Here is a 14,652-nt window from a genome sequence, read left to right on the forward strand (position 1 = left end):
ACGGGGGCTTTTTTTGTTCAAACATCCTTGGAATGGAAGCCCGCAGTAAATGAATACAGCGTCCCCGACACCTCGCCCGCAGTTGGTTTACCTGGTATTCGGCGCCGAGACCTACCATCAGGAAGCCGTATTCAGCATCGCCAGCGCGCTGTCTCATTTGGGCGGTGCCCAGGACATGCCGCTGGACATTCAGGTGTTCAGCGACAACCCGGCGCCCTACGTGGGCTTGCCGGTGCAGGTCCGCACACTAGACGAAGCCACGCGCAAACAGTGGAGCGAGCCCCACGGCTACCACTTTCGAACCAAGCATGTGCTGCTGCGCCAGGTACTGGAAACGGCGGAACAGGCGCTGTTGATCGACACCGACACGTTTTTCCACGACTCGCCCATGGCGCTGTTCGAACGCGTCGCACCCGGCACCTTGTTGTGCAACGCCTTCCACGCCAAGTACGGCGATAACCGCGAAAGCGTGCTGTATGAAACCCTGGCCAAACACCTCGCAGAACAAGGCGCAGCCGACGATGAGATGTGGCTGCTCAACTCCGGCGTCATGGGCATGGCCCGGCAGGATGCGTACCTCCTTGACCGCTCGATCGCGCTGATGGACGAGCTGTTCCCGATGGCCCGCGGCGCCTACACCTTGGAAGAGTTCTGCCTGTCGGTGGCCGCGTACCGTGCGCTCAACGTACGCCAATGCCCGGACCTGATCCATCATTACTGGAGCCGCAAACAGCTGTTCCGCGCCAAGGTCCTGGCGTGGGTCGCCAAGCACGCCGCCGCCCCCACCAGCGCCGTGGCACTGGCCGATACCCGCAAGGTATCCGCCCACCTGCCACGCCCGCCGCGCCTGCAACGCCAAATGTACAAGCTGATCACCCTGGCTTTGCCCAAGCGTAAGCAGCAGTTCATCCGCGAGATTCTCTACGGCTGCTACGAGCACGAAAACGAATTCGACCAGGCGTGCGGCCCGGTGTGGTGGGACAAGGCCCTGCAAAATCAGGAAGAACGCCAGAAATGCCCGGTCGACGCGCACCAACTGGAGCACTGGTTCGCCAACCCCCTGGTGCGCTTGATACTTGGCAAGCGGCGCTCGGCCATCTACGAACACCTGATGACCTCAGAGGCCAAATAGCAGCGTCCGCAGATGCGTGTGCCAGAGCTTCTCTTTAATGCAGGAGCGTCGTAACCTCAGGGCATGTCCATCATTTTGAAGCTTGCGACCGCTGCCCTTTTTACTTGCCTGAGTCTGGCCGCTTATGGCGAGAAATTGCGCATTGTGACCGAGCCCTGGGCACCCTACGTGTATGAGGAACACGGCAGCATGCAGGGGCTGGACTACGAAACCACAGTCATCGTGTTCCAGCGCCTGGGGGTCGAGGTGCAATGGCAATTCCTGCCCTGGAAGCGTTGCCTGGCGATGCTGGACCAGGGACAGGCCGATGGCGCCTTGGACATTTTCCACAGCCATGAGCGCGACGCCTTGCTGCTCTACCCCAGCGAACCGCTGTCGGAGGTGGAGTTCGTGCTGTTCTACGCCAATGAGCGCCCTCATCCCGCCGAAAGCCTCGAAGCGCTGCGCGGCCTTACCGTCGGTACGTCACCGGGCTACCTGTACGGCGCAGAATTCAGCGATTCGACCCTGTTCAACCGCGAAGCAGCCCCAAGTCATGAGGCCAACTTCGGCAAATTGATGCTCGGGCGCATCGATCTGCTGATTACCGATCGCCGGGTGGGTCAGCATGTGATCAAGGCACTGGGCCTCGAGGGCAAGGTCAGCCAGGCGCCGGCAGTGGTCAGCCGCCAGCAGCAGTACCTCGCCGTGCGCCGTGGCGCGGGCATGGACCTGCTGGTACAACGCTTCGCCGCAGAACTTAAACGCTTCAAACAAGAGCCGGCCTACACCGCCTTGAGTGCAAAATATGGTGGAATCCAAGCGATTACGGGGTCTGTACACACCGTTGAGCAGCAGGAAAGCAGCGCGCAGTGATTGCTCTGTTATACTCCGGCCTTTCCGCCAGGCTTACGCCCGGCCGCTGAGGTCTTGAAAAAGGCACCCAACCCCGCTACTGCGCAGCTTTCAGCCCGCGCGAGCCGGTGGAGTGCCCGCCAGACGCAGCAGGACCGGACGGGATTGCGCTCCCCTAAGCGCCATTCACGCCCGGCAAGATTATCCCTTTGGGCCAAGCCCTAACTAAAACAGGATTACTCATGTCCTTTGCTTCCCTCGGTCTCTCCGAGGCTTTAGTCCGCGCCATCGAGGCAGCGGGCTATACCGAGCCTACTCCGGTGCAACAGCGGGCCATTCCCGCCGTGTTGCAAGGTCGCGACCTGATGGTTGCGGCTCAGACAGGTACTGGTAAAACCGGCGGTTTCGCCCTCCCGATTCTGGAGCGGTTGTTCCCCAACGGTCACCCGGACAAATCCCAGCGTCACGGCCCGCGCCAACCGCGCGTACTGGTCCTGACCCCAACCCGCGAACTCGCCGCCCAGGTGCACGACAGCTTCAAGCTGTATGCCCGCGACCTGAAGTTCGTCAGTGCCTGCATCTTCGGCGGCGTTGGCATGAACCCACAGGTTCAGGCCATGTCCCGTGGTGTGGACGTGCTGGTGGCGTGCCCGGGTCGTTTGCTCGACCTGTGCGGCCAAGGCAGCGTCGATTTGTCCCACGTGGAAATCCTCGTGTTGGACGAAGCCGACCGCATGCTCGACATGGGCTTTGTCCATGACGTGAAAAAAGTCCTCGCCCGCCTGCCGGCCAAACGTCAGAACCTGCTGTTCTCGGCAACGTTCTCCCAGGACATCACCGCCCTGGCCGGCAAGTTGCTGCACAACCCGGAGCGCATCGAAGTCACGCCGCCGAACACCACGGTCGAGCGTATCGAGCAACGCGTATTCCGCCTGGCCGCCAGCCACAAGCGTTCGCTGCTTGCCCACCTGATCACCGCCGGCGCGTGGGAACAGGTGCTGGTGTTCACCCGCACCAAGCACGGCGCCAACCGTCTGGCCGAGTACCTGGACAAGCACGGCCTCACCGCCGTCGCCATCCACGGCAACAAGAGCCAGAACGCGCGCACCAAAGCCCTGGCCGACTTCAAGGCCGGTAGCGTACGCATCCTGGTTGCCACCGATATCGCCGCTCGCGGCCTGGATATCGACCAGTTGCCACACGTGGTCAACTTCGAGCTGCCAAACGTCGACGAAGACTACGTGCACCGTATCGGCCGTACCGGCCGCGCCGGTCGCTCGGGTGAAGCCATTTCCCTGGTTGCACCGGACGAAGAAAAACTGCTGAAAAGCATCGAACGCATGACCAAGCAGAAAATCGCCGACGGCGACCTGATGGGCTTCGATTCCAGCGCCGTGGAGGCTGAAAAGCCTGAAGCGCGCGAGCGCCCAGACGTGCGTAACCCACGCAACCCTCGCGGTCCGAAGGGCGATGGCCCGAACGGCGGCGGCGGTGGCGGTGGTCGTCGCGACAAGGGCAAAGACAAAGGCGGCAAGGAAAAAGCGCCAACCAACGGCCGTGGCGAGCGCCCAGCCCGCGAGCAAAAGCCCCGTGAAGGTACCCCGGCCCGCGAACAGCGCCAGCCGAGCCAGCCGCCACGCGCCGCTGCCGATCGCGCCCCGGACGAGTTCCTTGACGACGATATCGATAACTTCGGTAACCGCGCTGACTACGTACCTCAGGCAAAACCCGCCCAAGGTCGTGGCCGTCGCCCAGGTGCTCCGGCACAGGGCGCAGGTACCGGCGCACCACGTGGCGGCCAGCCTCAGGGCGGTCGTCAGAACGGCCCGCGCAACAGCAGCGGCGGTACCACCGGCACGCCACCTGCCAAGCGCAGCGGCCCGCGCAATGGCGCACCGCGTGACGGTCAAGCCCGTCGCGAAGACTCGCGCAGCAACAACCGCCGCCCAGCCCGTGACGACCAGCCTCGCTCGTCCGAACCAGCCGTGCAGAACCCGCGCGGTGGCCCGGCGCCGAAGATCATCCACAAGGAGTCGAAAGCGGATCGCTTCCCGACACCTGAGCAGTTGGATCAACTGCCAGGCCGCCCTCGTGGTGAAAAACCAGCGCTGCTGACTCGCAACCGCTGATTTTCAAAGCCTCATAAAAAATGCCCTGCATCGAAAGATACGGGGCATTTTTTTGGACGTCACATAAATCGAATGTGCCTTTCTGTGAGAGCTGGCTTGCCTGCGATAACCATAGGTATCTCCACGTCTAGAACGAGCCCTCTGCGTAGCAGCTGTCGAGCCCTGGCGAGGCTGCGTCAGCGGTGTGTCAGACAGGCCGCCAACGCAGCCTCGCCGGGGCTCGACAGCTGCTACGCACTCTCACATTGAAAATGTGTAGATACCTATGCTGCGATAGCGGTATCGCAGGCAAGCCAGCTCTCACACTGACCACATTCCAGGCATAAAAAACCGGATACTGAGATCCGGTTTTTTTTGTGCAGGCAAAAATTACTTCTGCTTAACACCTTCCAGCGAAATTTCCAGGTCTGCCGTCTGGGAAGTCGGACCTGGGCCTTTGATCCCGAAGTCGTTCAGGTTCAGCGTGGTGGTGGCGTTGAAGCCAGCACGTTCGCCGCCCCACGGGTCCTTGCCTTCGCCGTTGAACGTGGCCTTGAAGGTCACAGGCTTGGTCACGCCGTGGAAAGTCAGGTCGCCCGTCACGTCAGCGGTTTTCGCGCCGGTGGACTTAACAGCGGTGGAGACGAACTTGGCGTCGGCGAACTTGGCAACGTCCAGGAAGTCTTTGCTGGCGATGTGCTTGTCACGCTCTGCGTGGTTCGACCACAGGCTGGCGGTTTTCACGTCGACCGCGATTTTGCTGGCCTCTGGCTTGGCGGCATCCCAGCTGAACGTACCGTCCCAATCCTTGAAGGTGCCGTGAATGTAGCTGTAGCCCAGGTGGCTGATTTTCCAGTCGATGAAGGCGTGCTGGCCTTCCTTGTCGATCTTGTAGTCAGCAGCCATCACCTGGCCTGCGGACAGCAGGGCAGTACCGATTGCCAGAGCGGCGAGGGTCTTTTTCAACATGCTTTCTATTCCTTGTGAGTCGAGGTTGAACATCAGGCTTTGCGCCCCAGCATTCGCGTGAGGGTCACATCACGATCGATAAAGTGGTGTTTCAACGCAGCCACGCCATGCAAACCGGCGAAGACCACCAACACCCAAGCGAGGTACAGGTGTACCAAGCCGGCGTTATCTGCCTGGTCCGGTAGCCCGGAAACCACGGCAGGAATCTCAAACAGGCCAAACACCGGGATACCGACACCGTCTGCGGTGGAAATCAGGTAACCGGCGATCATCACGGCAAACAACCCGAGATACAGGAACGCGTGGCCAAACGCGGCACCCATACGCGTCATGCGGCTGTAGCTGGTCAACGGTGGTGGTGGTGGGCTGACCAAGCGCCAGACGATACGCACCAGCATGATTGCGAATAGCGTGATGCCAATGCTCTTGTGCAGGTCCGGTGCCTCTTTGCGCCAGGCGCTGTAGTAGTCGAGGCCGACCATCCACAAGCCCAGAGCGAACAGGCCGAACACCACCAAGGCCACGCCCCAGTGCAAAACGATGCTGACCCAGCCATAGCGGGCCGGTGAATTGCGTAACTGCATGTACTTAATCCCGTAATAGCTGCGCCCAAGACTAGCGATTTACCTATCGAATTAAAGCGGAAAATCCTGCTTTGAAATATCGAGAAATACGATCTTGAGGGTATGAAGAGTAAATTAACAACGGATTAAGGACTATCCAGAAGAAACGTGACAGACCGTCCTGCGTTTACAACCAATTCACAGGTAATGTCTTGTGACACAGCCGCCCATTGCATAGGCTTGCGCGATTGTTTTACCTGCGCCAGCCGCAGGACCGCTTCGAGGAGATAACCGATGGGCTTGAACAACCAGTGGATGCAACGCGACCTTGCGGTGCTTTGGCATCCCTGCACCCAGATGAAAGACCATCAGCAATTGCCGCTGATCCCGATCAAGCGCGGTGAAGGGGTTTGGCTGGAAGACTTCGAAGGCAAGCGCTACCTCGATGCCGTCAGTTCCTGGTGGGTCAATGTGTTCGGCCACGCCAACCCACGCATCAACCAGCGCATCAAAGACCAGGTCGATCAGTTGGAGCACGTGATCCTCGCCGGTTTCAGCCACCAGCCGGTGATCGAGCTGTCCGAACGCCTGGTGCAGATGACGCCTGAAGGCCTGACACGCTGCTTCTATGCCGACAATGGTTCGTCGTGTATCGAAGTCGCGCTGAAAATGAGCTTCCACTATTGGCTCAACCGCGGCCTGCCTGACAAAAAGCGTTTCGTCACCCTGACCAACAGCTACCACGGCGAAACCATCGCCGCGATGTCGGTGGGCGACGTGCCGCTGTTTACCGAGACCTACAAGGCGCTGCTGCTCGACACTATCAAGGTGCCCAGCCCGGATTGCTACCTGCGCCCCGAGGGCATGAGCTGGGAAGAACACTCGCGCAACATGTTCCTGGCCATGGAACAGACCCTGGCGGACAACCACGACACCGTCGCCGCCGTCATCGTCGAACCGCTGATCCAGGGCGCCGGCGGCATGCGCATGTACCACCCGGTGTACCTCAAGCTGCTGCGCGAAGCCTGCGACCGCTACGGCGTGCACCTGATCCACGATGAAATCGCCGTGGGCTTCGGCCGCACCGGAACGATGTTCGCCTGTGAGCAGGCCGGTATCCGCCCGGACTTCCTGTGCTTGTCCAAAGCGCTCACGGGTGGTTACCTTCCGTTGGCCGCCGTGGTCACCACCGATGACGTGTACGACGCCTTCTACGACGACTACCCGACATTGCGCGCGTTCCTGCACTCCCACAGCTACACCGGCAATCCGCTGGCGTGCGCGGCGGCGTTGGCGACGCTGGATATTTTCGAAGAAGACAACGTCATCGAAAACAACAAGGCCCTGGCCCAGCGCATGGCGACCGCCACCGCGCACCTGGTGGACCACCCTCACGTCTCGGAAGTGCGCCAGACCGGCATGGTGCTGGCCATCGAGATGGTCCAGGACAAAGCCACCAAGACCGCCTACCCGTGGCAGGAGCGCCGTGGCTTGAAGGTGTTCGAGCACGCCCTGGAACGTGGCGCCCTGTTGCGACCATTAGGCAGCGTGGTGTATTTCCTGCCGCCGTATGTGATTACGCCGGAGCAGATCGACTTCCTGGCTGACGTCGCCAGTGAAGGGATCGACATCGCCACCAATAGCAACGTCAGTGTCGCTGTGCCAAAAGACTTCCACCCAGGCTTCCGCGATCCAGGTTGATTGCCTAACCCACCTTTCCAGAGAACAGAAATGAGACTGTCCCGCTTTTTCACCGACACCCCGCTGAGCCTCGGCGACCACGAATTACCCGAAGCCCAGGCGCATTACATCAGCCGCGTGCTGCGCATGGGCGAAGGCGATGCCGTGCAACTGTTCGACGGCTCCGGCCAGGAGTTCCTCGGCAGCTTGCTGGAAGTCGGTAAGAAACGCGTCACCGTGCAACTCACCGAGTGCTTCGCTGGCCAGACCGAATCACCGCTGCATATCCACCTGGGCCAGGGCCTGTCCCGGGGCGAGCGTATGGATTGGGCAATTCAGAAAGCCACCGAACTGGGCGTTAATGCGATCACGCCGATTTTCAGCGACCGCTGCGAAGTACGCCTCAAGGATGAACGCGCCGACAAACGCCTGCTGCACTGGCGCCAGGTGGCCATCAGCGCCTGCGAGCAATGTGGTCGCTCAACGGTGCCGGTGATTCACCCGCCACTGTTGCTGGCGGACTGGTTGAAACAGACCGAGGCGGATTTGAAGCTGGTGCTGCACCCGGTGGCCGAGCCGATGGTCAGCCATGCCAAGCCCTCGAGCCTGGCGTTCTTGATCGGGCCTGAGGGAGGGCTGACCGACCAGGAAGTCGAAACCGCGCAAGCGGCCGGCTATCACGCCGCCCGCCTGGGGCCGCGAGTGTTGCGTACCGAAACGGCGCCGGTAGTCGCGCTGAGTGTGGCCCAACAACTCTGGGGCGATTTTTAAACCTCTTCCGTTGCGACCCCAATCAAAACTGTGGGAGCAGGCAAGCCAGCTCCCACATTTGGAATGGGTTACCACGCCATTACATCACTCCACCGGGTCGCTGACTGGCTTGGCAATAATCGCCTTCAGCTCACTGGTCATCGGGAATTCCAGGTTCAAGCCCTTGGGCGGAATGGGGGACTCAAACCAGCGCTGGTAAATCCCGTTGATCTCCCCACTGCGATAAAGGTCGCCAAGTGTCTCGTTGACCACCGCAAGAAACTGCGGGTCGTCCTTGCGCACCATGCAGCTGTAGATTTCCCGCGACTGCTCCTCCCCCACCACCACCCAATTGTGCGGGTCCTTGGCCTTGGCGCGCTCGCCGTAAAGCAACGCGTCATCCATATAGAACGCCGCTGCACGCCCGGTCTCGAGCATCTTGAAGGCTTCGCCATGGTCCTTGGCGCTGATCACGAACATATTGGCCTTGTGCTCGGCGTTGTAGCTTTTGAGGAAACGCTCGTTGGTGGTACCCGCGGTGGTCACCACGTTCTTGCCCGCAAGATCAGCAAAGCCTTGGATGCCACTGTCCTTGGCCGTCAGCAATTGACCCTTCACGTAGATAAACCCGTAGGAAAACGCCACCTGCTTCTGCCGTTCGGCCGTCACCCCGGTAGAACCGCATTCCAGGTCGACAGTGCCGTTCTGCACCAGCGGGATACGGGTTTGGGAGGTCACCAGGTTGTACTTCACATTGAGCGTGCCCTCCCCGATTTTCTGCTGAATGCGCTCGACGATCTTATCTGCCAGCTCCACCGAGTAGCCCATGGGCTTGCCACTGTTATCCCCCACGTAGGAAAACGGCACCGACGCATCGCGATAGCCCAAAGTGATGGACTTGGCGTTAGCGATCTTGCCCAGCGTGCCGTCCAACGGCGCTTGGTTCGCATGGGCTTGTGCGCCCAGCAAAAGCGCCAGGGTGCAGCCGGTCAACAGGATTTTTTTCATTGTTATTCTCCGTTGGTTTTTCGATTATTTACGTACAGCAATCACGCTGATTTCCACCAGCACACTCGGCCGCGCCAGTTCCGCTTGAAGGGTCGTGCGCGTCGGCGCCATGCCCGGTGACAGCCAGGCGGACCACACCTCGTTCATCGGTGCAAAACCGCTGCCGATATCTTTCAAATAGATCGTTGCGTTGAGCAGATGATCCTTATCGCTGCCCGCCTGGGCCAGCAGCGCATCGATCCTGGTCAGCACCTCCTGGGTTTGTGTCGCCACGTCCTTGCCATCACCGGGCACCTGGCCCGAGAGGAACACCAGGTCCTTGAAGGTCACTGCGCCCGAGAGGCGCTCATTGCTGCGGATTCGGGTGATGGTCATCCATACATCCTCATGCGGCGCGGGGCGCAAGGCCCTGCATATCAATGGAAGGCGCGTGTTGCCCAATCAACTCAGCCAGCAACTGGCCGCTGCCGCAGGCCAGGGTAAAACCAAGGGCGCCGTGGCCCAGGTTCAGCCACAGGTTGCGATACACACTGGCACCAATCAGCGGCACGCCAGTGGGGGTGGCCGGGCGCATACCCGCCCACTCCACCGCATGGGCGTAATCGCCAGCCTGCGCAAATGTCTCCAGTGCCTGGCGTTTCATCAGCGCCAGGCGCTTGGGTTCAAGGCTGGCGTCGAAGCCGACGATGTCCACCATGGCCGCCACCCGCAGTTGTTCGCCGATGCGCGCATAGACGATCTTGCGGTCGTAGTCGGTAATGCTCACGTTCGGCGCCTGGTGCTGCGCGCCAATCGGCACACTGAGGCTGTAACCCTTGAGCGGGTACAGCGGCAGCGACACACCCAACTCGGCGCTGCGATAGCCGGCCGCCAGTACCAGATGCTCGACCGGCACCACCTCAGCGCCCAGTTCGATAGCCTGCACCACACCGTCAGCGTGGCGAATGCCGGTGACTTTGCGCCCCAGCAAAAAGCGGCAGCGGCCGGACGCTTCCAGGCGCGCCGCCAAGCGCTGGCAGAAAGCATGACAATCAGCCACCTCCTCATTCGGCGTGTAGATCCCGCCGACAAAACCACCGCCCGCCAGCGCCGGCTCCAGGCGTGCGCAATCGGCGGCCGACAGCACCTGCTGTTGAAGGATATCGGTGACCTTGCTGCGGGCATGCGCAAAGGAGCTGGCGTTGCGGAAGGTGACCAGTTTGCCGTTGCGCCGCCAGTCGAAGCCGTCCAGGTGATCATCCTCGCGCCATTGCTGCAACGTGTCCTGGCTCAGGGAGGCAAGTCGCAGCAGGTGGGCGGCATTGCGTTTGTTCACCGAGCTACGGCATGCACCGAGGAACGCGGCCATCCAGCGCCATTGCTGAGGGTCGAGGCGTGGGCGCAGCTTTAACGGCGAGTCACCGCGCAACAGCCAACCGATGGCCTGAAGCGGCACGCCGGCATCGGCCAGCGGCGCCACGTAGCGATAGGACAACTGCCCGCCATTGGCATAGCTGGTTTCACTGCCCAAGGTCTCGCGTGCGTCGATCACCGTCACCTCGTGGCCCGCACGCACCAGCGCATACGCGCTCGCCAGACCAATCACCCCACCCCCAATGATGTGCACCATTCCCGCCGCCCGCCGCTGAATCAAGAAGCCTCAAGCCTAGGGGCAGGTGACAGGCCACCGACAATGAATAAAGATGGGTCACCTATAAACAAAGGTTATGGACTTGCCATGCGCTTGCGTCATATCGAAATCTTCCAGGCCATCCGCCAGACCGGCTCCGTCAGCGCCGCCGCGCAACTGCTGCATGTGTCGCAACCGGCGGTGACCAAGGTGTTGCAGCACGCCGAATTGCAGCTGGGCTTCCCGCTGTTTCTGCGCGTGCGCGGCAAGTTGCAGCCCACGCCGGAAGCCCTGGCGCTGGAAAGCGAAGTGGAAAAAGTCACAGAAAGCCTGCAAGGCGTGCGGCGCCTGGCCAAGAGTTTGCGCCGTGCACCGGGCCAGAGTGTGCGCATCGGCGCGATCCCGGCGCTGGCATTGTCGCTGCTGCCGCCAGCCATTCTTGAGTGGAAGCGCGATTACCCGGACATGGCCTGTGAGTTGTCCAGCGACCACAGCCGCGAGCTGGTGCAGAAGCTGCTGATGCGTGAGATTGACTTGGCGCTAACCCTCAACTTTTCCGGCCATCCAGGGCTGACCACGCAAGTGCTGGCCAACGGGGTGTTGGTGGCATTGGCGTCCAAAGGCTATTGGTCTGATGCGGAGCTGAGCAGCCCACTGCCCCTGGCTGATCTGGCGGGTACGCCGCTGATAGGTCTTTCCAGCGCCGACCCGCTGGCGGCTAAACTCGACAGCTACCTGGAAAACGTCGATCCGCCGCCAAGGGTGACGATCTCCGTACAAACCTACTCGCTGGCCCGTGCGATGGTGGAATCCGGCGCCGGCCTTACGGTGATCGACCCCTTCACCGCGCTCGGTGCTTCGACCGCCACCACCTGCATCCGCACGCTCACTCCGCCGCTGCCGATCACGCTGTACGCCCTGACCCGCGCCGATGAACCGCCGCCGCATATGTTGGCTAATCTGCTGGAGATTTTCGGCCACCGCGCCCGAGAGCTGCTGGAACGGCTCTAACAGCGTACCGATGATCAAATGTGGGAGCTGGCTTGCCTGCGATGAGGGAGTGTCAGTCACAAGGTTATTGACTGAAACACCGCAATCGCAGGCAAGCCAGCTCCCACAGGGTTACAGCACGTAATGCATGATCGCCACAAAGTGCAGCAGGCTGCCGCCAATCACAAACAAATGCCAGATCCCATGGGAGTGCCGCAGGCGGTCCTCCAACGCAAAAAAGATGATGCCGACGGTGTACAACACCCCGCCCGCCGCCAGCCAGGTAAACCCTGCCGTGCCCAGCGCGGCGATCAGCGGCTTGACCGCCACCAGCACAATCCAGCCCATCACCGCATAAATCACGATCGACAGGATGCGCGCCTCGGAGCGCGGCTTGATCTCTTGCAGGATGCCGATCACCGCCAGCCCCCACACGATGCCGAACAGCGCCCAGCCCCACGGCCCTCTCAAGGTCACCAGACAAAACGGCGTGTAACTGCCGGCGATCAACAGATAGATCGAAAAGTGATCAACCTTCTGCATGATTTCTTTACGGCGGCCCTGCACGCTGTGATACACGGTGGACGCGCTGTACAACACCAGCAGCGTAAAACCATAAATTGCCACGCTCACGATCTTCCAGGGACTGCCATCCAGGCTCGCCACCACCAACATCCACACTGCGCCTACAAACGCCGCGATTGCACCGAGCAAATGGCTCCAGGCGTTGAATCGTTCCCCGTGGTACATCGTTCATCGACCTCCCGTAACCGTTATGGGTTGGCCGCCAAGCGTCCAGCCTTGCGCATAAGAGTGCAAGCGGCTTATGACGTTCCGGGGACGCCGGGCGGTTTTGCGGGCACAATTGTCGGCACTCGAACAAGAGCCCACGGCCATGCTGATCGATGAAGAATTCACCCTCAAAAAGCTCGAAATCTTCCTGGCGTTCATGCGCACCGGCAACCTGGCCCGCGCCGCCGCCGAGCTGCAAACCAGTAACGTCAGCGTGCACCGCGCCATCCACTCCCTGGAAAATGCGCTGCGCTGCCCACTGTTCAAACACGAAGGGCGCAACCTCACCCCGCTGGAAAGCGCCTACGTGTTGGAAGAGCGCGCACAGAAACTGGTGGCCGATGTGGTCGACAGCGTGCGCCTGACCCGCGAGGCCGCAGGTTTCTCCGCCGAACGCTTCAAGCTCGGCTCGCTGTATTCGCTCACGGTGAAGACCGTGCCGCAGCTGATCATGGGCCTGAAAATCCGTCGCAGCGAACTCAACATCGACCTGATCCTGGGCTCCAACTTCGACCTGCTCTACAAGCTCAAAAACATGGAGGTGGACGCGATCCTCATCTCGCTGGATGAGCACGCCAACGACCCCGACTGCGAACAGATCGCGCTGTTTACCGACGACATTTTCCTCGCCACTCCGGCCGAATCACCGTTCGACCGCGAGCAGGAAATTGACCTGGCCGATGTGCGCGACGCCACGTTCATCACCCTCACCCAAGGCTTCGCTACCCACCAGGACGGCAATCGGGTGTTCAAGCAGGCGGGGTTCGAGCCGAAGGTGGCGATGCAAGTGAATGACATCTTCACCCTGCTGAGCATGGTCAGTTCAGGGGTGGGCTATGCGTTGCTGCCGGGCAGGATTGCGGCGGTGTATGAGAACCGCGTGAAGCTGATACCGCTGCAACCCAGGTATCGGTTGCAGCAGCAGATTGGCGTGGTGTTCTTGAAGGCCAAGGAGCGCGACCCTAACTTGCTCGCGCTGTTGGCGGAGTGTCGGATGTATGCCAACCGGGGCGCTAACCCACCAGCCCGCGCATGATCAGAAACAACAGCGAAGGCCCCAGCAAACAGCCCAGCGCGGTATAAAACGCCGCGGTCAGGCAGCCGTAGGGCACCAGTTTCGGGTCGGTTGCGGCCAAGCCGCCAGCCACACCGCTGGAGGTGCCCATGAGCCCGCCGAAAATCACCGCGCTACGAGGGTTATTCAAACCGATAAGCGGGGCAACGAACGGCGTCATCACCATCACCAGAATGGCCTTGATCAACCCGGCGGCGATCGACAGCGCCATCACTTCGGAACTGGCGCCAATCGCCGCACCGGTCACCGGGCCGACAATGTACGTCACGGCGCCGGCGCCGATGGTGGTCAGGCTCACGGCATCGGTGTAGCCAAACGCCATGGCCACCCCGACGCCCGCGATGAACGATGAGCCCACGCCCACGAACAACGCCAATACCCCGACGTATCCTGCCCGTTTCAGCTCATCGACACTCACGCCAAACGCCGTGGCAACAATGGCAAAGTCGCGCAGCATCGCCCCGCCCAGCAGGCCAATACCCGACAACAACGGAATATCCACCACCCCCTTGGAGCCACCGGTAAACGCACCGCCGACGTAAGACAGCACCAGACCCAACAGAATAGCGATGGCCGAGCCGTGCAGGCGGCCTTTGGTGAAGGTGTCAGAGATCCAGTAAGAGACCCACATGGTCAGCCCGATTACCGCAAAGCCACTGATCAGGCCGTAGCCAGTGATCACTTTCATCATTGATTCGTACATGGCAATCACCCGGCTTCTTTGGTGGGGACAACCGCGCTTGGCTCACGGTTGCCGATGCGCACCAGCACTGGCACCAGGGCAAAACCCAGCACCACCGCGAGTGTCCCAGCCAGAATCGCCATCGGGCCGCCACTGATTGCACCGTAGACGTTTTGCTGGGCAGCCATGGCCACCACGATCGGGATATAAATGGCCGCCCAGAAGCTCACGCCCTGCTCCGATTTACCGGTAAACAAGCCGCGCTTGGCGAGGTAACTGCCCAGCCCGATCAACAGCAACATAGCGATACCCACCCCGCCGACGTTGGCCGGAATGCCCATCCATTTGCCCAGCAGTTCACCGACGAACAGGCCGGCCAACGTACAGAGCGCCAAAAACGCCACACCGTAAATAATCATTGTTGTTGTCCTCAAAGTGCTCGATCGAAATTGTTGTTTTT

15 protein-coding genes are annotated in these 14,652 nt (G+C 60.9%); 7 read left to right on the top strand and 8 right to left on the bottom strand.

Features of this window, described 5'->3' with window-relative positions:
• Window positions 1-49: 49 nt before the first annotated feature.
• The 3 genes from AB4O35_RS03885 (at window position 50) to AB4O35_RS03895 (ending at window position 4,095) form a co-directional block, all read left to right on the top strand.
• Window positions 50-1,132 (top strand): hypothetical protein, encoded by a 1,083-nt coding sequence (locus AB4O35_RS03885; protein ID WP_065880172.1) that lies wholly within the window; start codon window positions 50-52, stop codon window positions 1,130-1,132.
• 63 nt (window positions 1,133-1,195) lie between these two features.
• Window positions 1,196-1,987 (top strand): substrate-binding periplasmic protein, encoded by a 792-nt coding sequence (locus tag AB4O35_RS03890; protein ID WP_065871914.1) that lies wholly within the window; start codon window positions 1,196-1,198, stop codon window positions 1,985-1,987.
• Window positions 1,988-2,208: 221 nt separating this feature from the next.
• Window positions 2,209-4,095 (top strand): DEAD/DEAH box helicase, encoded by a 1,887-nt coding sequence (locus tag AB4O35_RS03895; protein ID WP_065871915.1) that lies wholly within the window; start codon window positions 2,209-2,211, stop codon window positions 4,093-4,095.
• Window positions 4,096-4,464: 369 nt separating this feature from the next.
• Here the strand turns inward: AB4O35_RS03895 and AB4O35_RS03900 are convergent, their stop codons facing one another.
• Together AB4O35_RS03900 and AB4O35_RS03905 are read right to left on the bottom strand one after the other, a co-directional pair.
• Window positions 4,465-5,043 carry a YceI family protein gene (locus tag AB4O35_RS03900; RefSeq protein WP_049711142.1) on the bottom strand — a complete coding sequence of 193 codons (579 nt, stop codon included), beginning with the start codon at window positions 5,041-5,043 and terminating at the stop codon, window positions 4,465-4,467.
• Window positions 5,044-5,075: 32 nt separating this feature from the next.
• Window positions 5,076-5,627 carry a cytochrome b gene (locus AB4O35_RS03905; RefSeq protein ID WP_065871916.1) on the bottom strand — a complete coding sequence of 184 codons (552 nt, stop codon included), beginning with the start codon at window positions 5,625-5,627 and terminating at the stop codon, window positions 5,076-5,078.
• 273 nt (window positions 5,628-5,900) lie between these two features.
• Between AB4O35_RS03905 and AB4O35_RS03910 the strand changes: the two genes are divergently transcribed.
• Both AB4O35_RS03910 and AB4O35_RS03915 read left to right on the top strand, forming a co-directional pair.
• Window positions 5,901-7,307, top strand: coding sequence for an adenosylmethionine--8-amino-7-oxononanoate transaminase (locus AB4O35_RS03910; protein ID WP_065871917.1), 1,407 nt, complete (start codon window positions 5,901-5,903; stop codon window positions 7,305-7,307).
• Between the two features lie 30 nt (window positions 7,308-7,337).
• Complete coding sequence (locus AB4O35_RS03915) at window positions 7,338-8,057, top strand: 16S rRNA (uracil(1498)-N(3))-methyltransferase (RefSeq protein WP_065871918.1); 720 nt, start codon at window positions 7,338-7,340, stop codon at window positions 8,055-8,057.
• Window positions 8,058-8,141: 84 nt separating this feature from the next.
• Here the strand turns inward: AB4O35_RS03915 and AB4O35_RS03920 are convergent, their stop codons facing one another.
• The 3 genes from AB4O35_RS03920 to AB4O35_RS03930 are packed head-to-tail and all read right to left on the bottom strand — an operon-like array spanning window position 8,142 to window position 10,653.
• Window positions 8,142-9,044, bottom strand: a complete 903-nt coding sequence (locus AB4O35_RS03920; protein WP_065871919.1) for a transporter substrate-binding domain-containing protein — start codon at window positions 9,042-9,044, stop codon at window positions 8,142-8,144.
• Between the two features lie 24 nt (window positions 9,045-9,068).
• Complete coding sequence (locus tag AB4O35_RS03925) at window positions 9,069-9,419, bottom strand: RidA family protein (protein WP_065871920.1); 351 nt, start codon at window positions 9,417-9,419, stop codon at window positions 9,069-9,071.
• Between the two features lie 10 nt (window positions 9,420-9,429).
• Window positions 9,430-10,653, bottom strand: a complete 1,224-nt coding sequence (locus AB4O35_RS03930) for a D-amino acid dehydrogenase (protein WP_065871921.1) — start codon at window positions 10,651-10,653, stop codon at window positions 9,430-9,432.
• A 108-nt stretch (window positions 10,654-10,761) separates the two neighbouring features.
• Here AB4O35_RS03930 and AB4O35_RS03935 point away from each other — a divergent pair, with 108 nt between their 5' ends.
• Window positions 10,762-11,664, top strand: coding sequence for a LysR family transcriptional regulator (locus tag AB4O35_RS03935; RefSeq protein ID WP_065871922.1), 903 nt, complete (start codon window positions 10,762-10,764; stop codon window positions 11,662-11,664).
• Between the two features lie 111 nt (window positions 11,665-11,775).
• Here AB4O35_RS03935 and trhA read toward each other — a convergent pair whose 3' ends face one another.
• Complete coding sequence (trhA, locus tag AB4O35_RS03940; protein WP_065891358.1) at window positions 11,776-12,393, bottom strand: PAQR family membrane homeostasis protein TrhA; 618 nt, start codon at window positions 12,391-12,393, stop codon at window positions 11,776-11,778.
• 145 nt (window positions 12,394-12,538) lie between these two features.
• Between trhA and AB4O35_RS03945 the strand changes: the two genes are divergently transcribed.
• Complete coding sequence (locus tag AB4O35_RS03945; protein WP_065880177.1) at window positions 12,539-13,471, top strand: LysR family transcriptional regulator; 933 nt, start codon at window positions 12,539-12,541, stop codon at window positions 13,469-13,471.
• On the opposite strand, the gene madM is transcribed toward AB4O35_RS03945, so the two are convergent.
• Together madM and madL are read right to left on the bottom strand one after the other, a co-directional pair.
• Complete coding sequence (gene madM, locus AB4O35_RS03950) at window positions 13,449-14,213, bottom strand: malonate transporter subunit MadM (protein ID WP_049713463.1); 765 nt, start codon at window positions 14,211-14,213, stop codon at window positions 13,449-13,451. The two genes, AB4O35_RS03945 and madM, sit on opposite strands and share 23 nt — an antisense overlap.
• Window positions 14,214-14,218: 5 nt before the next feature.
• Window positions 14,219-14,611, bottom strand: coding sequence for a malonate transporter subunit MadL (gene madL / locus AB4O35_RS03955; protein ID WP_049711132.1), 393 nt, complete (start codon window positions 14,609-14,611; stop codon window positions 14,219-14,221).
• Window positions 14,612-14,652 lie beyond the last annotated feature (41 nt).

It is taken from the genome of Pseudomonas sp. H1_A03 (assembly GCF_054685145.1).